Here is a 19,843-nt window from a genome sequence, read left to right on the forward strand (position 1 = left end):
TGTTTTGTGGTGTTTGTAAAATCAGTGCTTAAGGCATAATCCGCCCCAATTCCAACAACAAGGATGCCTTCGAAGTGAGCTCAGTCAACAAGTCGATATTGTTGGTCGATGACGACCAGGAAATACGCGAGTTGCTGGAAACCTATCTGACCCGCGCCGGGTTTCAGGTACGGGCCACAGCCGATGGCGCCAGTTTCCGTCAGGCCCTCAACGAGGCACCGAGCGATCTGGTGATCCTCGATGTCATGCTGCCCGACGAGGACGGTTTCAGTCTGTGCCGCTGGGTGCGTCAGCATCCGCGTCAGGCGCAGGTGCCGATCATCATGCTCACCGCCAGTTCCGACGAGGCCGACCGGGTCATCGGTCTGGAGCTCGGCGCCGACGATTATCTCGGCAAACCTTTCAGCCCCCGCGAATTGCAGGCGCGCATCAAAGCGCTGCTGCGCCGTGCACAATTCGGCCAGGAACGCAGCGGCAGTGAAGTGCTGGCGTTTGACGATTGGCGACTGGACATGGTCAGTCATCGGCTGTTTCACACCGACGGCGAAGAAGTGATTCTGTCCGGTGCCGATTTCGCTCTGCTGAAACTGTTCCTCGATCACCCGCAGGAAATTCTCGACCGCGACACCATCGGCAACGCCACCCGTGGCCGCGACTTGATGCCGCTTGATCGCATTGTCGACATGGCCGTCAGCCGCTTGCGCCAACGTCTGCGTGACACGGAAAAGCCGCCACGGCTGATTCGCACCGTACGCGGCAGCGGCTATCAACTGGCAGCCAACGTGGTTGCCGGCAATGGTCACTGAGTCGCTGCGCAAGCTCGCCGCCAAGGTGCCCGTGCCGCGTTCGCTGCTGGGGCGGATGTTATTGCTGACCCTGTTGGCGGTGCTGTTTGCGCAGACCTTGTCGAGTGTGATCTGGGTTTCGCAATTGCGCGCCACCCAGCTCGAAGGCCTGGTCACCAGCGCCCGCAGCCTTGCCCATTCGATGACCGCCAGCGTCAGTTATTTTCGTTCGTTGCCGGTGGCTTATCGGCCGCTTGTGCTTGATCAATTGCGCAGCATGGGCGGCACGCGGTTTGTCGTAACACTCAACGACAAGCCGCTGGGCATGGACGTGTTACCGGTCACGCCGCGTAAAGCCGCGGTGATGAAAGCGGTCGACGAAGTGCTGCGTCAGTCCCTCGGTCACGACACCGACATCTCGGTGTCGTTCGTCAGTCCCGAGGATCTGCGCATCTTCAACGCCGGGCTGAAACTCGATGAATTGCCGCGCTCCTGGGCGCACTACGCGCTAACCCTTGAGCCGGTGAATCCGCCAGTGCTGGTCACGCAGATTCAGATGGCGCCGGGCGAATGGCTGTACATCGCATCGCTGTTGCCCGAGCCCTACACCAGCCTTGAAGAGCAAGGCCTGCCGTCGCAGCAAGTGTGGTTCATCGTCCTCACCAGCGGCTTTCTGCTGCTGTTCATCGGTGTGCTGGTGCACTGGCAGAGCCGGCCGCTCAAGCGCCTGGCCCGGGCCGCGCGGGATCTGTCGCTGGGCGCCGACGTCGAACCGGTGGCGGAGGGCGGCGGCAGTGAAGTGGTCGAGGTGGGCCGCGCGTTCAACACCATGCGCGAGCGCATCAGCCGTTACCTGACCGAACGCAGCCAATTGTTCAGCGCGATTTCCCACGACTTGCGCACGCCGATCACCCGTCTGCGTTTGCGCGTCGAACTGCTCGAAGACGAACAGCTGCAAATCAAGTTCGGTCGTGATCTGGATGAGTTGGAGCTGCTGGTCAAAGGCGCTTTGCAATGCGTGAAAGACACTGACATCCACGAAAACATCGAACCGGTCGATCTCAACCATGTGCTCGATTGTCTGGTGGAGCCGTATCTGGCGCCTAACGGCAATGGTCGCGTGACCCAGCATGGGCGGGCGCTGGCGGCGTATTCGGGCAAACCTCTGGCTTTGAAGCGCTGCATCGGCAACCTGATCGACAATGCGTTGAAGTACGGGCAGAACGCCCATCTGCACATTGATGACGATGAGAGTGCATTCGTCCTGCACGTCGATGATGAAGGGCCGGGCGTACCGGAGCAGCGGCTGGAGCAGGTGTTTGAGCCGCACTTCAGGTTGGCGGGGCAGCAGCAGGGGTATGGGCTCGGCCTCGGGATTGCGCGCAATATCGCTCATAGCCATGGCGGTGAGGTGACGTTACAGAACCTGCGTGAGGGTGGGTTGCGGGTGACGTTGCAGTTGCCGCGGTCGGTGGATTGAAGATCAAAAGATCGCAGCCTTCGGCAGCTCCTACACCGATCCCTGTAGGAGTTGCCGAAGGCTGCGATCTTTTTCATGTCACGGATCAGTGACAAAACCCGTCCCCTTCGTTACAAGCCCACCCCGGCCCGTTGTTTAGACTCCCCGCTGTCATAACAACAAAAAAGGCCCCCCATGGATCACTTCGACCCCGGCTTCAGCAGCTGGCTCAATGCCCCCGCGCACCAGCAATGGCTAGCCGCCGAAGGCCTGCGTCTGCTGGATTTCGCCAAGGCATCACGCCTGTCTGAAGGCTTCGGCAACCTCGACGAACGCGGCCGTTTGCCGGCGAACGCACGAGCCGAAACCATGAACACCGCGCGCATGACCCACAGCTTCGCCATGGCCCACATTCAGGGTTTGCCGGGATTTGCCGAACTGGTCGATCACGGCATTGCCGCCCTGCGCGGGCCGTTGCGTGATGCGCTGCACGGCGGGTGGTTTGCGGTGGCCGAGCATCGCGATGACAACACGGGCAAGAACGCTTACTTGCACGCCTTCGTTGCACTGGCGGCGAGCTCGGCGGTGGTCGCACAACGTCCCGGCGCGCAGGCGCTGCTCGATGATGCGATCGACATCATCGACACGTATTTCTGGAGCGAAGACGAGGGCGCCATGCGCGAATTCTTCAATCGCGACTGGAGCGAAGAGGAAGCCTATCGCGGCGCCAACAGCAACATGCACGCGACCGAAGCGTTTCTCGCCCTGGCCGATGTCACTGAAGACCCACGCTGGCTGGTGCGCGCCCAGCGCATCGTCGAGCGAGTGATTCACGGCCACGCAGCCGCCAACGATTACATGGTCATCGAGCACTTCGACCGCGACTGGCAACCGCTGCGCGAGTACAACCATGACAACCCCGCCGACGGTTTCCGTCCTTACGGCTCCACGCCGGGCCACGGTTTCGAGTGGGCGCGGCTGTTGCTGCACCTCGAAGCGGCGCGAGTGCAGGCCGGGATGCTTACTCCCGGCTGGCTCGCCACCGACGCGCAGAAACTCTTCGAGCAAAACTGCCGTTACGGTTGGGATGTCGATGGCGCGCCGGGCATCGTCTACACCCTCGACTGGAACAACAAAGCCGTGGTCCGCCATCGCTTGCACTGGACGCATGCGGAGGCCAGCGCTGCAGCCAGCGCTTTGCTCAAACGTACCGGCGATGAGCAATACGAAACCTGGTACCGACTGTTCTGGGATTTTTGCGAAGTGAATTTCATCGATCGTTGCGATGGCAGCTGGCATCACGAGCTCAATCCGCAAAACACTCCAAGTGCCGATATCTGGCCGGGCAAACCCGATCTGTATCACGCCTGGCAAGCGGTGCTGATTCCGCGTCTACCCTTGGCGCCGAGCATGGCCACTGCGCTGGCGCAGTTGTCCCAGAGCATTCCTGTGTAACCATGTGGTGACATTTGCGCGTCCCTTCGTTACCTGCGAGGGGAATCGCCCTGTTTAAACTCCTGTGCAGCGCAAGCACCAGACTTGCAATGCATAACAACAAGAAAGGTACATCTCAGATGAATGCGATTTCTCGCCTCGCTACTGTCATTTCTGTCGCCTCCCTGTTCCCGCTCGCAATTCTGCCTCTCAGTGTTTCCGCTGCCGAATCCAAAGGTTCGGTGGAAGTCGTGCACTGGTGGACCTCCGGTGGCGAAAAAGCTGCCGTTGATGTGCTCAAGGCCCAAGTCGAAAAAGACGGTTTCACCTGGAAAGACGGCGCGGTCGCCGGTGGTGGCGGTGCGACTGCCATGACCGTGCTGAAAAGCCGTGCAGTTGCCGGCAACCCGCCAGGCGTTGCCCAGATCAAAGGCCCGGACATCCAGGAATGGGCGTCGACCGGCCTGCTCGACACCGACGTTCTGAAAGACGTTGCCAAGTCGGAAAAGTGGGACAGCCTGCTCGACAAGAAAGTCTCCGATACCGTGAAGTACGACGGTGATTACGTGGCCGTGCCGGTGAACATTCACCGGGTGAACTGGCTGTGGATCAACCCGGAAGTCTTCAAGAAAGCCGGTATCGAAAAAGCCCCGACCACCCTCGAAGAATTCTACGCCGCTGGCGACAAGCTCAAGGCTGCGGGCTTCATACCGCTGGCTCACGGCGGTCAGCCTTGGCAGGACAGCACCGTGTTCGAAGCCGTTGTGCTCTCGGTCATGGGTGTGGATGGCTACAAGAAAGCCCTGGTCGATCTGGACAACGCTGCGCTGACTGGCCCGGAAATGGTCAAGGCCCTGACCGAGCTGAAGAAAGTCGCGACCTACATGGACGCCGACGGCAAAGGCCAGGACTGGAACCTGGAAGCGGCCAAGGTCATCAACGGCAAGGCCGGCATGCAGATCATGGGTGACTGGGCCAAGTCCGAATGGACCGCCGCGAAGAAAATCGCCGGCAAGGATTACCAGTGCGTAGCTTTCCCGGGTACCGACAAGGCGTTCACCTACAACATCGACTCGCTGGCCGTGTTCAAGCAGAAAGACGCGGGCACCGCGGCTGGTCAGCAAGACATCGCCAAAGTCGTGCTGGGTGAAAACTTCCAGAAAGTCTTCAGCATCAACAAAGGCTCGATCCCGGTACGAATCGACATGTTGAACGACATGGAGAAACTCGGTTTCGACTCCTGCGCACAGACGGCTGCCAAAGACTTCCTGGCGGACTCCAAGTCCGGCGGCCTGCAGCCAAGCATGGCGCACAACATGGCGACCACGCTGGCCGTACAAGGCGCGTTCTTTGACGTAGTAACCAACTACATCAACGACCCGAAAGCCGACCCGGCCGACACCGCCAAGAAACTCGGCGCGGCGATCAAGTCGTCCAAGTAATCCTTGGACCCTGTAGGAGCGAGCCTGCTCGCGATTGCGTCCTGTCAGTTGATGCATCTGTTATCTGACACACCGCTATCGCGAGCAGGCTCACTCCTACAAGGGGGCGCCCTCGTAAACCATTATTCTGGATTTCCCCATGAGTTCTGTTGCTGTGTTCAGCAAGGCCTCGCCGTTCGATGCATTGCAACGCTGGCTACCCAAACTGGTGCTGGCGCCGAGCATGTTCATCGTGCTGGTGGGCTTCTATGGCTACATCCTGTGGACGTTCGTCCTGTCGTTCACCACCTCGACATTCCTGCCCAACTACAAGTGGGCCGGTCTGGCGCAATACGCGCGGTTGTTCGACAACGATCGCTGGTGGGTCGCGAGCAAGAACCTCGCGATGTTCGGCGGCATGTTCATCGGCATCACCTTGGTGATCGGCGTGTTGCTGGCGGTGTTCCTCGACCAGCGTATCCGTCGTGAAGGCTTTATCCGCACCATTTACCTGTACCCGATGGCGCTCTCGATGATCGTCACCGGTACCGCGTGGAAATGGCTGCTCAACCCGGGCATGGGCCTGGACAAATTGTTGCGTGACTGGGGCTGGGAAGGCTTCCGTCTCGACTGGCTGATCGACCCGGATCGCGTGGTCTACTGCCTGGTGATCGCCGCTGTGTGGCAAGCCTCGGGCTTCATCATGGCGATGTTCCTCGCCGGCCTGCGCGGAGTTGATCAATCGATCATCCGTGCCGCGCAGATCGATGGCGCGAGCATGCCGCGCATCTACTGGAAAGTCGTGCTGCCAAGCCTGCGTCCGGTGTTCTTCAGTGCCGTGATGATTCTGGCGCACATCGCGATCAAGAGCTTCGACCTGGTCGCGGCGATGACGGCCGGTGGTCCGGGTTACTCCTCCGACCTGCCAGCGATGTTCATGTATTCCTTCACCTTCAGTCGCGGCCAGATGGGCATGGGCTCGGCCAGTGCGATTCTGATGCTCGGTGCGATTCTCGCGATCATCGTGCCTTACCTGTACTCCGAGCTGAGGACCAAGCGTAATGACTAGTCTCGCTGCCAAATCCCCCATCAGCCTGAGTCGCATCGCGATCTACGCGGTGCTGATCCTCGCGGTGTTCCTGTATCTGGTGCCGCTGGTGGTCATGCTGCTGACCAGCTTCAAGACCCCGGAAGACATCGGCACCGGCAACCTGCTGAGCTGGCCGACCGTGGTCACCGGCATCGGCTGGGTGAAAGCCTGGGCCACCGTCGACGGCTACTTCTGGAACTCGATCAAGATCACCGTCCCGGCCGTGATCATCTCCACCGCCATCGGCGCGTTGAACGGCTATGTGCTGTCGTTCTGGCGCTTCCGTGGTTCGCAACTGTTCTTCGGCCTGCTGCTGTTCGGCTGCTTCCTGCCGTTCCAGACCGTGCTGCTGCCGGCCTCGTTCACCCTCGGCAAGATGGGCCTGGCGAGCACCACCACCGGCCTGGTGTTCATCCACGTGGTTTACGGCCTGGCGTTCACCACGCTGTTTTTCCGTAACTACTACGTGAGCATTCCTGATGCGTTGGTGAAAGCCGCACGTCTGGATGGTGCAGGGTTCTTCACCATTTTTCGGCGGATCATTCTGCCGATGTCGACGCCGATCATCATGGTCTGCCTGATCTGGCAGTTCACCCAGATCTGGAACGACTTCCTGTTCGGTGTGGTGTTCTCCAGCGGTGATTCGCAACCGATCACGGTGGCGCTGAACAACTTGGTCAACACCAGCACCGGCGCCAAGGAATACAACGTTGATATGGCAGCGGCGATGATCGCCGGCCTGCCGACCCTGCTGGTCTATGTGGTCGCAGGCAAGTATTTCGTGCGCGGGCTGACGGCCGGCGCGGTCAAGGGGTAATCATGGCAACGCTCGAACTTCGCAACGTAAACAAGACTTATGGCCCCGGCCTGCCGGACACCCTGAAGAACATCGAACTGTCGATCAAGGAAGGTGAGTTCCTGATCCTCGTCGGCCCGTCGGGCTGCGGCAAGTCGACCCTGATGAATTGCATCGCCGGGCTGGAAACCATCACCGGCGGCGCGATCATGATTGGCGATCAAGACGTCAGCGGCATGAGCCCCAAGGATCGCGACATCGCCATGGTGTTCCAGTCCTACGCCTTGTACCCGACCATGAGCGTGCGCGAGAACATCGAGTTCGGTTTGAAGATTCGCAAGATGCCGCAGTCGGCGATCGACGAAGAAGTCGCTCGCGTGGCCAAGCTGTTGCAGATCGAACACTTGCTCAACCGCAAGCCGGGCCAGCTCTCCGGTGGTCAGCAACAGCGTGTGGCGATGGGCCGTGCGTTGGCGCGTCGACCGAAGATCTATCTGTTCGACGAACCGCTGTCCAACCTCGACGCCAAGCTGCGCGTCGAGATGCGTACCGAAATGAAACTGATGCACCAGCGCCTGAAAACCACCACGGTGTACGTGACCCACGACCAGATCGAAGCGATGACCCTGGGCGACAAGGTTGCGGTGATGAAGGACGGCATCATTCAGCAGTTCGGCACGCCGAAAGAGATCTACAACGACCCGGCCAACCTGTTCGTGGCGAGCTTCATCGGTTCGCCGCCGATGAACTTCATCCCGCTGCGCCTGCAACGCAAGGACGGTCGTCTGCTGGCGCTGCTCGACAGCGGCCAGGCCCGTTGCGAATTGCCGATGGGCATGCAGGACGCCGGTCTTGAAGACCGCGAAGTGATCCTCGGCCTGCGCCCGGAACAGATCGTTCTGGCGAACGGCGAGGGCAACGGCCTGCCGAGTATTCGCGCTGAAGTGCAGGTTACCGAACCGACCGGTCCGGACACGCTGGTGTTCGTCAATCTGAACGACACCAAGGTCTGCTGCCGTCTGGCACCCGACGTAGCGCCGCAGGTGGGCGAGAGCCTGACGCTGCAATTCGATCCGTCGAAAGTGTTGTTGTTTGATGCCAAGACTGGCGAGCGGTTGGGCGTTGCGGCGCAGCCGAAGACCGAAGCGCACAGCGCCAACGTCGCCCAGTTCAAGGGCCGCTGAAGATCAAAATGTAGGAGTGAGCTTTTGTGGTGAGGGGATTTATCCCCGATGGGGTGCGCAGCACCCCCAGCTTTTTGGGGCCGCTTCGCGACCCATCGGGGATAAATCCCCTCGCCACAAGGGCTGCTCTCACGGCGATGTAAACCGCGTTAGATAAAAACAGTTAATAACAATAAAGACGAGGATGTAGGGATGAAAATGAAACACGTCAATGCCCGGTTGATCTGCCAAGTGTCAGCTGCGGCAGCACTGGTGCTGGCCGGCAATGCGATGGCGGCGGATGCTTTCAGCTCCGACTCCAAATGGATGACCGGTGACTGGGGCGGCGAGCGGACCAAGCTGATCGAGCAGGGTATCGACATCAAGGCCGACTACGTTGGGGAAGTCGGTGGCAACCTGAACGGTGGCTACAACGACGACAAGACTGCGCGTTACGCCGACCAGTTCGGTCTGGGCGTGGCACTCGATCTGCAAAAGCTGTGGGGCTGGGACAACACTCAGGCCAAGATCCAGCTGACCAACCGTAACGGCTACAACATCTCCAACGACCGTGTTGGCGATCCGCGTGCCGGCACCTTGAGTTCGTCGCAGGAAGTCTATGGTCGTGGCCACATGGTGCGTCTGACCCAGTTGTGGATTCAGCACCAGTTCTTCGACAACAAACTTGACGTCAAGGCCGGTTACTTCGGTGAAGGCGAAGACTTCAACACCTTCCCGTGCGACTTCCAGAACCTGGCGTTCTGCGGTTCGCAAGTGGGTAACTGGGCGACCAACATCTGGTACAACTGGCCCGTCAGTCAGGCCGCGATTCGTGTGAAGTACAACATCAATGATGAGCTCTACGCTCAGATCGGTGCGTACAACCAGAACCCGTCGCAACTGGAGCACGGCAACGGCTTCAAACTCAGCGGCAGCGGCACCAAAGGCACCGTTTTGCCGGTCGAACTGGTCTGGTCGCCGAAGGTTAACAGCCTGCCGGGCGAATACCGCGTCGGTTACTACAAGAGCACGGCCGATGCTGATGATGTCCGTGAAGACATCAATGGTTTCGACGCTGCGACTACTGGCGACGCCTACAAGAGCCACAGCAGCAAAAGCGGCTACTGGTTCGTGGCGCAACAGCAACTCACCAGCCATAACGGTGATGCGACCCGCGGCCTGAACATCGCGGCCAATGCCACGTTCCACGACAAGGACACCAACTTCATCGACAACTATCAGTCGGTGATGTTTGTCTACAAAGGCCCGTTCGACGCGCGTCCCAAGGATGACGTCGGTATCGGCGCGGCGCGTATCCACGTCAACGATGACGTGAAGAAAAACGCCGAGCTGCTCAACGTTTCCAACGGTGTTTCGGACTACGACAATCCGGTGTTCTCGCCGATTCGTGAAACCGAATACAACTACGAGATCAACTACGGCTTCCACGTCACCAACTGGCTGACCGTGCGTCCTAACCTGCAATACATCACACACCCGGGCGGTGTTGATGAAGTGGACAACGCTCTGGTCGCCGGCTTGAAAATTCAGTCGGTGTTCTAACGCGTCTGCGATAAGCTCCTCTCTATGTGCGCATATTTGCGGACAGCCAAGGCTGTCCGCTTTTTTTTGCCGAGATGTGTCGCGGACTTTTTGCACTGTTGAAATTTGATGTGGTGCTGGGACTTTTTGTGCTGATGAGATTTGATGTTTTGCTGGGATTTATTGTGGCGAGGGGATTTATCCCCGTTGGGCTGCGAAGCAGCCCCAAATCCGGTAAATACAATCTGGCTGACACACCTCGGTGAATGGTTTCAGGACTGCTTCGCAGCCCAGCGGGGATAAATCCCCTCGCCACAAAGTGCTATGCAAGGCTTTGGATTGATAAATACCCCCATGATTTTCAGGACCGTGGCCCATGCATGAGCATCCGCTACAACGCTTCTTCAAATCCTTGCGCGAACAACCGGTGTTCGCCTGGGAGCGCTATCAGATGCGCGACGTGTTGGTGATCGATCATCCGCTGTGTCAGGCGGTGTTCAGTCGGCAGGGCGCGCAGTTGCTGCATTTTCAGCCGCGCGGGCAAAAGCCGTGGCTGTGGTGTGCGGCGAAGTGGCCACATGTGGGTGCGATCCGTGGTGGTGTGCCGGTGTGCTGGCCGTGGTATGGCCGCCATCCAAGCGAAAACGCCTGGCCCTCCCATGGTTGGGCGCGCCTGCTCGACTGGAAGTTGCTAGACAGCAGCAGCTGCGAAGACGGCGTGCGTCTGCACTGGCAATTGCAACTGTGCGACTGGCAGGTCGACCTGCACGCGCACCTTGGCGAACGCATGGAATTACGCCTGAGCACCGAGCATCAGGACGACATGCCGTGCCAGTTGAGCCAGGCTTTGCACGCTTACTGGCGTATTGGCGATGTCGGTGAGATAGCGCTGTCTGGGCTCGAAGGCGCGCAAGGTTATGACCAGTTGAACCGCCAGGTTTGCCAGCAGGAAGGCGAGTTGCGGGTCGATGGTGGCTGTCAGCGGGTGTTTCAGCACGACGGTGAATTACAGCTCAAGGATCACGCCTGGCAGCGCGAGTTGTGCATCGATACGGGTGACAGTGCAGACACGGTGGTGTGGCATCCGGGCTCGCGGCCGTTGTTGGGCGTGAGCTGGGATGAAGTGTTGGAGTTTGTGTGTGTGGAAGCGGCGGCGGGTGGGACGGATAGTCTGCATCTGGCGCCGGGGGAAAAGGCGCATTTGAGTTTGCAGGCGTGGGCGGCTGCCTGAATTTGTACTGTTGCTGCTGGCCCCATCGCTGGCAAGCCAGCTCCCACAGATTCGGTGGTGGTCATCGATTTTGCTTACGACACCGACACTGTGGGAGCTGGCTTGCCAGCGATGATGCCGGATCATTCAATAAAGAATCATCAGCGATCAGTTGAATTCATCTCCCACCGGATACCGGCTCGCATTCAAACTCTCTTTGATCTTGCGCAGATGCGGCTGGAAATCCACCCCGCGACGCAGCGTCATCCCGGTCGCCAACACATCCAGCACGGTCAACTGAATGATCCGCGAAGTCATCGGCATATAGATGTCGGTGTCTTCCGGCAATGGAATGTTCAGGCTCAAGGTGCTGGCCTTGGCCAGCGGCGAATTCTCGGCGGTCAAGCCCAGCACCGAAGCACCGTTCTCGCGAGCAATGCGCGCCACTTCCACCAGTTCACGGGTGCGGCCGGTGTAAGAGATGATCACGAACAGCTCACCGGTGTGCGCCACCGAAGCAATCATTCGCTGCATCAACACATCGGCATGCGCTGTCACCGCCAGGTTGAAACGGAAAAACTTGTGCTGCGCATCCAGAGCCACCGGCGCCGAAGCCCCGAGGCCGAAGAAGTGAATCTGCCGCGCCTGAATCAACAGGTCGACGGCACGGCTGATCAGGTTCGGATCAAGCGCCTGACAAGCGCTGTCCAGCGAGGCGATGGCGCTGCCGAAAATCTTCTGCGTGTACGCTTCGGGATTGTCATCGGCCTCGACCGCCCGGCTGACGTACGCTGCACCGCTGGCCAGGCTCTGCGCCAGTTGCAGCTTGAGCTCGGGGTAGCCGCTGACGCCGAACGAACGGCAGAAACGGTTAACCGTCGGCTCACTCACCGACGCTGCCTGAGCGAGGGCGGCGATGCTGAAGCGGGTGGCCTGCTGCGGGTTGAGCAGGATCACTTCGGCGACTTTGCGTTCGGCCTTGTTCAGGTCTTCAAGGCGACTCTGGATCTGTTCCAGTAAATTTCGCACGCGATCCATATGGAATTCCTAATTCACCTGCGCAAAGGTGCGCCGGGCTATGCAAATTGGGCCTTTGATATCGCCCGTAACGGTGGCCTATCCTACTGATGGCTCCGACCGACCACCACACGGAATCTGTATTTTGCGAAAATGTTGTGGTTATTACTACATTTTCCCTTGAGTGATGCCTTGAAAAAAGGTATTTGTAGCTTAACTTGATAAAAGAACAAACATCATGCCTTCGATTACGGTTGAACCGTGCACCTTTGCCTTGTTCGGCGCTCTTGGCGATCTGGCCCTGCGCAAGTTGTTTCCTGCCCTTTACCACCTCGATGGCGCTGACTTGTTGCACGAGGACACGCGCATCATCGCGCTGGCCCGTGAAGACGGCAGCGAGCAGCAGCACCTGGCGTTCATCGCCGCCGAATTGCGCCGCTACGTCGGCAAAGAGTTGAACGAGGCCGTCGCCGAACGTTTTCTGGCGCGCCTGACCTACCTGCACGTCGACTTCCTCAAGGCTGAAGATTACGTCGCGCTGGCCGAAATGGCCGGCAGCACGCAACGAATGATTGCTTACTTCGCCACCCCGGCGGCGGTGTACGGCGCGATCTGCGAGAACCTGGCGAAAGTCGGCCTAGCAGAAAACACCCGCGTGGTCCTGGAAAAACCGATCGGCTCCGATCTGGAATCCTCGCGCAAGGTCAACGACGCCGTGGCGCAGTTCTTCCCGGAGAACCGCACCTACCGCATCGACCATTATCTGGGCAAAGAAACCGTTCAGAACCTGATCGCCCTGCGTTTCGCCAACAGCCTGTTCGAAACCCAGTGGAACCAGAATTACATCTCCCACGTGGAAATCACCGTGGCCGAGAAGGTTGGTATCGAAGGCCGCTGGGGCTATTTCGACAAGGCCGGCCAACTGCGCGACATGATCCAGAATCACCTGTTGCAGCTGCTCTGCCTGATCGCCATGGACCCGCCGGCCGACCTGTCCGCCGACAGCATCCGTGACGAGAAGGTCAAAGTGCTCAAGGCGCTGGCACCGATCAGCCCGGAAGGCCTGACCACCCAGGTCGTGCGCGGCCAGTACATTGCCGGTCACAGCGAAGGCAAATCCGTACCGGGCTACCTCGAAGAACCGAATTCCAACACCCAGAGCGACACCGAAACCTTCGTCGCCCTGCGTGCCGACATCCGCAACTGGCGCTGGGCCGGCGTGCCGTTTTACCTGCGTACCGGCAAGCGTATGCCGCAGAAACTCTCGCAGATCGTCATCCACTTCAAGGAACCGTCGCACTACATCTTCGCCCCCGAGCAGCGCCTGCAGATCAGCAACAAACTGATCATCCGCCTGCAACCGGACGAAGGCATTTCCTTGCGCGTGATGACCAAAGAGCAGGGCCTGGACAAGGGCATGCAATTGCGCAGCGGTCCGCTGCAACTGAATTTCTCCGACACCTGGCGTAGCGCGCGGATTCCCGATGCCTACGAGCGGTTGTTGCTGGAAGTGATGAACGGCAATCAGAACCTGTTTGTCCGTAAAGATGAAATCGAAGCCGCGTGGAACTGGTGTGACCAGCTGATTGCCGGGTGGAAAAAATCCGGTGACGCGCCCAAGCCGTACGCGGCCGGGTCGTGGGGGCCGATGAGCTCCATTGCATTGATCACGCGGGACGGGAGGTCGTGGTATGGCGATATCTGATGTGAAACTGCCTGCGGGCGTGAATGCCCACGCATTCAAGAGCCCGGTGCTGTTGGCCGCAGGTCTGGCGCTGAATGTGGCCAAGCAACTGAGCGATGCCATCGCCGCACGCGGCAACGCGGTGCTGGTGGTGTCGGGCGGTCGCAGCCCTGTGGCTTTTTTCCAGCACCTGGCCAAGCAGGAGCTGGACTGGTCGAAGGTTGTAGTGACCCTCGCCGATGAACGCTGGGTGCCGGTTGAACATGCCGACAGCAATGCCGGTCTGCTCAAGCAATACTTGCTCAAAGGCCCGGCGGCCAAGGCGCAGTTCCTCAGCCTTTATAGCGCGGCGGCCAACGTCGAGCAGGCTGCTGAACAGGCTGATCGCTTGCTCGCGGAACTGCCGCCAATTGATGTGCTGGTGCTGGGCATGGGCGATGACGGCCACACCGCGTCGCTGTTCCCAGACAGCCCGAACCTGGCCGAAGCGCTGCAAACCGACGGCACGCGTCGTTGCTGGCCGATGCTGGCGCCGAGTGTGCCGCGTCAGCGCCTGACCATGAGCCGCGCGCTGCTGGCTTCGGCCGACCACAAGATTCTGTCTATTTCCGGTCAGTCGAAACTGACCACCTTGAATGCCGCACTGGCATCCGACGACGTCGCGGCCATGCCGGTGCGCGCGTTTCTGCAACCTACGTTAGAGATTTACTGGTGCCCATGAGCCAAGGAACAGCCGCTATGACAACCCCATCCCCGACCGTTTCCATGGCGGACAAAGTTGCCCTGATCGACAGCATCTGCGCCAAGGCACGGATCCTGCCGGTGATCACCATCGCCCGCGAACAGGACGTGCTGCCACTGGCTGACGCCCTCGCTGCCGGTGGTCTGACCGCGCTGGAAGTAACCCTGCGTTCGCAGTTCGGCCTCAAGGCTATCCAGATCCTGCGCGACCAGCGCCCGGAACTGATGACCGGCGCCGGCACTGTGCTGGATCGCACCATGCTCGCGGCTGCTGAAGCGGCCGGCTCGCAATTCATCGTCACCCCAGGCATCACCCGTGATCTGCTCGAAGCCAGTGTCGATAGCCCGATTCCGCTGTTGCCGGGCATCAGCAACGCCTCCGGCATCATGGAAGGCTATGGCTTGGGTTATCGCCGCTTCAAGCTGTTCCCGGCTGAAGTCAGCGGCGGCGTGGCCGCGATCAAAGCCCTCGGCGGCCCGTTCGGCGAAGTTAAATTCTGCCCGACTGGCGGCGTCGGCCCGGCCAACATCAAGAGCTACATGGCGCTGAAAAACGTCATGTGCGTGGGCGGTAGCTGGATGCTTGATCCGGAGTGGATCAAGAACGGCGACTGGGCCCGCATTCAGGAATGCACCGCCGAGGCGTTGGCGCTGCTGGACTGATCAATACCTGACACTTCGTTGTGTGTTCTACGGCTTTACGGTGCGCTTGGTCGGTGCACCGTTTTTTTTTGCCTGTAGAAAACGGGCGCTCCCTTGTTTAAGAACAACATCAAAAGATCGCAGCCTGCGGCAGCTCCTACAGGAGGCGTGACAGTTTTTCTGTAGGAGCTGTCGAGTGAAACGAGGCTGCGATCTTTTGATCTTGCTTCTAATGAAGCAGGTCATCGGTTACTCAGCGATACATAGTTACCGCACGGCGATTTTTCCGTGGCGCTAACCTTGCGTTCATCTTATGGAAGAGAGGACGTACTCATGGAGCGAGATCTCGCATCAGCCTCACAGCAGTCTGTGTATCAACTGGCCCCCGAGCAAATCGCCGGGCCCTTCTTTCGCAACCCCAAACTCTTGCGGCGCAACATCAGCGAAGGTGCTGAAGGGATACCGCTGGTCCTGCGCCTGACCATCGTTGATGCCATGACCGGTGAGCCCGTCAACGGTGCGTTGGTGGATATCTGGCATTGCAACGCACGAGGCGCGTACTCAGGCTGGAGCCGACTCAATCCGGACATGGAAGTCGATGTCGCGGCCATCGGCTCGATTCCGCGCACGGACGATGACACTTACCTGCGCGGCAGCCAGTTCTGTGATCACTTGGGGCGCGTGCGGTTTACCACCGTCTATCCCGGCTTCTATGCCGGGCGCGCGCTGCACATTCATGTGGCGGTGCGCATCGTCGCCGGTAATGAATACCTGGAGGAGCGCAATGTCGCCTGGGTCGGCCAGCTGTATTTTCCCGAGGTGATTTCCCGTTCAGTGCTCAATGCCCGAGCCTATCGCGGGCGAGCGTCATTACCGCTGAACAACGCCGAGGACGTTCTTTTTGCCCGCCAGAACGGTGAAGCCTCGACGCTGACGGTCTGGCCGATCGGTCGAGAGTCTCACGAGGACGGTTTTTTCGGCCACCTGACCATCGGCATCGACACCTTCGCGGTGTCGTCGCAGATCAAACCCGAGGACTTCGACAAGTACACGGTTTAAGCCAGTCAACGCAGCTCGTTGAGCGCGCGGGTCAGTAACTGCATGTCGGTGGCGGTGGTGGTCACCCCCGGCGTAATGCGGATGCATGACCCGCACGCGGCGCCAGTGCGCACCACAGTGAAAAGCTTGTATTCATTAAGCAGGCGCTCGGCCATCAACTGTTGATCGTCATGGCGGGTGAAGCGCATCGCCGTGATCCCGCAATACAGTCGCGGATCATCCGGAGTCATGACTTCGATACCTGGCAAGTGGCGCACGGCGCTGACCCAAAGATTGCGCAGGTAATTGAGCCGCGCACCTTTGGCCGCAGCGCCGCCGAGTGAACGGTGTTCCTCGAACACCAGCGGCAGGGTCATCAGCGCCGGGATGTTCGGCGTGCTGTACGACGTGCGTGCGCGGATATCGTTGCCTGGGTAATGTATCTCGCCCATGTCCGGATCGATATCGGCCAGGCGTTGCGGGGCAATATAGAGAAAGCCGAGGGTCAGCGGCGCGCCGATCCATTTGTGCAGGTTATAGCCGGCGAACGCGATGCCCATCGCTTCGAGATTGAATTCGAGCTGACCCAGCGCATGGGCGCCGTCGAGGATGATATCGACGCCATGTTCCTTGGCCAGCGCGGCAATCGCCTGTACCGGCATCACCAGGCCGGTGCGGTGGGTAACATGGGTCAGCGCCATCAACTTGAGTTTCGGGTGGCGAATGAACGTCTCGCGATACGTCTCCAGCAGGCTGTCGAAGCTGGCCGGATGCGCGTGGGCAATCTCGATCACCTCGACGCTGCGATGCTTGCCCAGCCAGCGCATGGCGCCCTTGACCGTGTCGTATTCCAGATCGCAAATAAGCACCTGATCGCCCGGTTGCAGGCGATTGTAGTTGCGGATCAGCGATTGCAGGCCTTCGGTGGCGTTGCGGGTGAACGCGACACTTTGCGCACGCACGCCGATCAGCTCGGCCAGTTGCGCTCGGATATCGAGGTTGTCGTGCTGTTCGAAGCGTTGACGCACATACACCGAATTGCTGTTGTTAATCAGCTCGATGTTGCGCTGATACTCCTCGATCACCGTGCGCGACATGCGCCCGAAGTAACCGTTCTCCAGGTTTATCGGCGCGGATTGAGCGTCGTAGCGATTGCCGAACGTTTGCCAGAATTCTTCATCACGGGCGCGGCGGGTGTTATCAGGCATGGTCGACTTAACTCTGATAGAGAAGGGCGCTTCAGTGGCGCGGGGCAGGTTTGCCGTGTTTGGCGCGCAGTGGTTCGAGCAAGTCCGAGAGGCCGTTGTGGTCGATCTCCTGCATCAATGCCAGCAAGCCACCGAGTTCGCCGTGAGGAAATCCCTCACGGGCAAACCAGTTAAGGTAAGGGCCCGGCAGGTCGGCAATGATTCGGCCCTTGTATTTGCCGAAGGGCATTTCGCGGGTGATCAGCAGTTCGAGTTTTTCTGGGTTCATCGGTTTTCGTCTGGATTCAAATCAGATTGAAAAATACAGGCATTCTGCATGCAGGCCAAATGACAGATCATGCAAATTACCGAGATACAGATAGTTCACTTATCTTTAAGTTGTTGATTTATAACGATTATTTAAAAATAAAAAAGCTGGCACGCACTCTGCAATATCCCTTGCATCTTTCATCAACCCGCAAGGAATTGAAAAATGACCGACGTAAATAAAGAAGCCATCTCTGTACTGAACGACCTGATCGAAACCAGCAAAGACGGTCAGGAAGGGTTCAAGACTTGCGCTGAAGACATCAAGCATCCAGAACTGAAAACCCTGTTCGTGACTCGCTCTGCCGATTGCGCCGCTGCCGCTGCCGAGCTGCAAGCTGAAGTTCGCAAGCTGGGTGGCGATCCGGAAACCTCCACCAGTGTCAGCGGTGACCTGCACCGTCGCTGGGTCGACGTCAAAGCCATGTTTACCGGCAAAGACGAAGAAGCAGTGCTGAACGAAGCCGAGCGCGGTGAAGACCATGCACTGAAGGCTTACAAAGAAGCCCTCGAAAAAATCAACAAGCACAACCTGGTCGGTATTCGTGATCTGGTTGAACGCCAGTACCACGGCGTACAACGTAACCACGACCAGGTGAAAGCCCTGCGTAACCAGGCTCGCGCACGTTCGTAAGCGTTCGTAGGCTGTATAAAAAACGCCAGATAGTCTGGCGTTTTTTTATGTCTGGGGGGAAAGATTTTCCTGACACAGCGCAACCAATCAGCCAATGCTAATCGCCGGCAACGTCGGCAACGTCACCGTCTGCTGCTTGCGCGGCGCCAGAATCTCGGCCTCGCCATCCACTACCAACTCATCACGCTGGTTGAACACGCGAGTGGCAATGCGCACGCGAAACTTCGGCAGCTTCTCGAGAATTTCCAGACGCACCGTCAAGGTGTCGCCAATCTTCACCGGTTTCTGAAAGCTCATCTGCTGACCGATATAAATAGTGCCCGGTCCAGGCAGTTCGCATGCCACCGCCGCACTGATCAATGCACCGCTGAACATGCCGTGGGCGATGCGCTCCTTGAACATGCTGGCGGCGGCGAATTCGGCGTCCAGGTGCACCGGGTTATGGTCGCCTGACATCGCGGCGAACAGCTGAATGTCACGCTCTTCGACAGTCTTGCTGTAGCTGGCGGTCTGGCCGACTTCAAGGGCTTCGTAAGGGATGTTGGTAACCTGGGTCATCGGTCTCGATTCCTGTGATGGATTGGATCAATCCACAAAAAATTATTCGCTGCGCTGAGGGCGTGGATGGCTCAGGGTCTGGTCGATCCAGGCCAGCACATCGGCGATCACTTCGTCGCGATTGGTTTCGTTGAACAATTCGTGCCGCGCCTGCGGGTAGATCTTCAGTTGCAGGTTCTGGCTGCCGGCCGAGCGCAATGCATCAGCCAGGTCTTTCAGACGTTTGCCATCGCTCACCGGATCACATTCACCACCGATTACCAGCAATGGCAGGCCCGGAGCGATCTGGGCGAGATTGGACGCTTTGCTGATTTGCTGCAAGCCGCCGAGCAAGTCGATCCACAGCTGATTGGTGCAGCGAAAACCACACAGTGGGTCGCTGGCGTACTTGTCGACTTCAGCCGGGTCGCGGCTCAGCCAGTCGAACGGTGTGCGCACCGGTTTGAATTTGTTGTTGAACGAGCCGAACGACAGCCACTCGATCAGCGCGCTGCGTCCTTTGCCGCCCTGGCGCAGCTTCTCCACACGGGCGATCTGCCGCGCCGCGCCATAGAGCGCCACCGGTTGGAAGTTCGAGCCACTGAGAATCGCCCCGTGCAGGCTGGCGCTGTGGTGCAGCAAATAACCCTGGGCGAGGTAGCTGCCCATGCTGTGCCCGAGCAGGATGATCGGCACGCCGGGATGCTGCTGGCCGATGTGCTGGTTGAGACTGGCCAGATCACCGACGACTTTGCACCAGCCGTCGTCATCGGCGAAATGGCCGAGGGTGCCGTTATCGGCGGTTTTGCCATGTCCACGCAGATCCGGGGCGTACACGCCATAACCTTTGTCGCAAAACGTGTCGGCTAATCGGGCGTATCGAGCGCTATGTTCGGCCATGCCGTGGGCCAGCAGGATCACCGCTTTGAGCGGCCCCAGCGGCAGCCAGCGATTGACGTACAGGCGGCTGCGGTCACTCGCGTCCAGCCATAGGGTGTCGTGGGTCATGGCGATTCCTTTGCTCAGAGTCGGCACATTGTATAGCGCGTCTGATCAGCCCACGCCACGGCACGAAGATTCACACGATCAATGAGGACCTCGCCCATATTTGCCTGAATGGCCATAACTGCTAGTGT

19 protein-coding genes are annotated in these 19,843 nt (G+C 59.1%); 14 read left to right on the forward strand and 5 right to left on the reverse strand.

Annotated features, from left to right (window positions below; genetic code table 11):
- Positions 1-74 precede the first annotated feature (74 nt).
- From ICA15_RS14725 to ICA15_RS14765, 9 genes are all read left to right on the forward strand, one after another.
- Positions 75-806, forward strand: coding sequence for a response regulator (locus ICA15_RS14725; RefSeq protein ID WP_042560610.1), 732 nt, complete (start codon positions 75-77; stop codon positions 804-806).
- Entirely contained in the window at positions 796-2,265 is a 1,470-nt protein-coding gene (locus ICA15_RS14730; RefSeq protein ID WP_150616140.1) for an ATP-binding protein, read from the forward strand. Before ICA15_RS14725 ends, ICA15_RS14730 begins: the two co-directional genes overlap by 11 nt.
- A gap of 174 nt (positions 2,266-2,439) precedes the next feature.
- Positions 2,440-3,699 carry an AGE family epimerase/isomerase gene (locus ICA15_RS14735; RefSeq protein WP_210554125.1) on the forward strand — a complete coding sequence of 420 codons (1,260 nt, stop codon included), beginning with the start codon at positions 2,440-2,442 and terminating at the stop codon, positions 3,697-3,699.
- Between the two features lie 119 nt (positions 3,700-3,818).
- Positions 3,819-5,120 (forward strand): ABC transporter substrate-binding protein, encoded by a 1,302-nt coding sequence (locus ICA15_RS14740; protein ID WP_210554124.1) that lies wholly within the window; start codon positions 3,819-3,821, stop codon positions 5,118-5,120.
- Positions 5,121-5,259: 139 nt separating this feature from the next.
- Positions 5,260-6,168 carry a carbohydrate ABC transporter permease gene (locus ICA15_RS14745; protein WP_042560606.1) on the forward strand — a complete coding sequence of 303 codons (909 nt, stop codon included), beginning with the start codon at positions 5,260-5,262 and terminating at the stop codon, positions 6,166-6,168.
- The gene (locus tag ICA15_RS14750) at positions 6,161-7,006 is read left to right on the forward strand and encodes a carbohydrate ABC transporter permease (protein WP_150616137.1); all 846 of its coding nucleotides are present in this window, start codon (positions 6,161-6,163) and stop codon (positions 7,004-7,006) included. Before ICA15_RS14745 ends, ICA15_RS14750 begins: the two co-directional genes overlap by 8 nt.
- 2 nt (positions 7,007-7,008) lie before the next feature.
- Positions 7,009-8,169: an ABC transporter ATP-binding protein gene (locus tag ICA15_RS14755; protein WP_150601620.1), complete on the forward strand. Its 1,161-nt coding sequence runs from the start codon at positions 7,009-7,011 to the stop codon at positions 8,167-8,169.
- Between the two features lie 192 nt (positions 8,170-8,361).
- A complete protein-coding gene (locus ICA15_RS14760; protein WP_150601619.1) occupies positions 8,362-9,711 on the forward strand; it encodes a carbohydrate porin in 1,350 nt (449 codons plus the stop codon).
- A gap of 355 nt (positions 9,712-10,066) precedes the next feature.
- Positions 10,067-10,921: a D-hexose-6-phosphate mutarotase gene (locus ICA15_RS14765; protein ID WP_210554123.1), complete on the forward strand. Its 855-nt coding sequence runs from the start codon at positions 10,067-10,069 to the stop codon at positions 10,919-10,921.
- A 147-nt stretch (positions 10,922-11,068) separates the two neighbouring features.
- Here ICA15_RS14765 and ICA15_RS14770 read toward each other — a convergent pair whose 3' ends face one another.
- The gene (locus ICA15_RS14770; RefSeq protein ID WP_171057240.1) at positions 11,069-11,929 is read right to left on the reverse strand and encodes a MurR/RpiR family transcriptional regulator; all 861 of its coding nucleotides are present in this window, start codon (positions 11,927-11,929) and stop codon (positions 11,069-11,071) included.
- A gap of 226 nt (positions 11,930-12,155) precedes the next feature.
- Here ICA15_RS14770 and zwf point away from each other — a divergent pair, with 226 nt between their 5' ends.
- The 4 genes from zwf to ICA15_RS14790 all read left to right on the forward strand — a co-directional run bounded on the left by zwf (position 12,156) and on the right by ICA15_RS14790 (position 16,043).
- Positions 12,156-13,622: a glucose-6-phosphate dehydrogenase gene (gene zwf / locus ICA15_RS14775; protein ID WP_150616135.1), complete on the forward strand. Its 1,467-nt coding sequence runs from the start codon at positions 12,156-12,158 to the stop codon at positions 13,620-13,622.
- Complete coding sequence (pgl, locus tag ICA15_RS14780) at positions 13,609-14,322, forward strand: 6-phosphogluconolactonase (RefSeq protein ID WP_210554122.1); 714 nt, start codon at positions 13,609-13,611, stop codon at positions 14,320-14,322. Before zwf ends, pgl begins: the two co-directional genes overlap by 14 nt.
- A gap of 17 nt (positions 14,323-14,339) precedes the next feature.
- Positions 14,340-15,005 carry a bifunctional 4-hydroxy-2-oxoglutarate aldolase/2-dehydro-3-deoxy-phosphogluconate aldolase gene (locus tag ICA15_RS14785; RefSeq protein ID WP_150616133.1) on the forward strand — a complete coding sequence of 222 codons (666 nt, stop codon included), beginning with the start codon at positions 14,340-14,342 and terminating at the stop codon, positions 15,003-15,005.
- 312 nt (positions 15,006-15,317) lie between these two features.
- Complete coding sequence (locus ICA15_RS14790) at positions 15,318-16,043, forward strand: intradiol ring-cleavage dioxygenase (protein WP_210554121.1); 726 nt, start codon at positions 15,318-15,320, stop codon at positions 16,041-16,043.
- 5 nt (positions 16,044-16,048) lie between these two features.
- On the opposite strand, the gene ICA15_RS14795 is transcribed toward ICA15_RS14790, so the two are convergent.
- Both ICA15_RS14795 and ICA15_RS14800 read right to left on the reverse strand, forming a co-directional pair.
- Entirely contained in the window at positions 16,049-17,230 is a 1,182-nt protein-coding gene (locus ICA15_RS14795) for an aminotransferase class V-fold PLP-dependent enzyme (protein WP_210554120.1), read from the reverse strand.
- Between the two features lie 31 nt (positions 17,231-17,261).
- Positions 17,262-17,498: a DUF3820 family protein gene (locus ICA15_RS14800; RefSeq protein WP_003227425.1), complete on the reverse strand. Its 237-nt coding sequence runs from the start codon at positions 17,496-17,498 to the stop codon at positions 17,262-17,264.
- Between the two features lie 204 nt (positions 17,499-17,702).
- Between ICA15_RS14800 and ICA15_RS14805 the strand changes: the two genes are divergently transcribed.
- Positions 17,703-18,170 (forward strand): PA2169 family four-helix-bundle protein, encoded by a 468-nt coding sequence (locus ICA15_RS14805; RefSeq protein WP_150601613.1) that lies wholly within the window; start codon positions 17,703-17,705, stop codon positions 18,168-18,170.
- Positions 18,171-18,257: 87 nt separating this feature from the next.
- Here ICA15_RS14805 and ICA15_RS14810 read toward each other — a convergent pair whose 3' ends face one another.
- Positions 18,258-18,728, reverse strand: coding sequence for a MaoC family dehydratase (locus ICA15_RS14810; protein ID WP_003227420.1), 471 nt, complete (start codon positions 18,726-18,728; stop codon positions 18,258-18,260).
- 42 nt (positions 18,729-18,770) lie between these two features.
- Positions 18,771-19,715 (reverse strand): alpha/beta hydrolase, encoded by a 945-nt coding sequence (locus tag ICA15_RS14815; protein WP_210554119.1) that lies wholly within the window; start codon positions 19,713-19,715, stop codon positions 18,771-18,773.
- Between the last annotated feature and the right edge of the window lie 128 nt (positions 19,716-19,843).

The sequence above is a fragment of the Pseudomonas sp. P116 genome (assembly GCF_020149425.1).
GTDB classification, from domain to species: domain Bacteria; phylum Pseudomonadota; class Gammaproteobacteria; order Pseudomonadales; family Pseudomonadaceae; genus Aquipseudomonas; species Aquipseudomonas anatoliensis.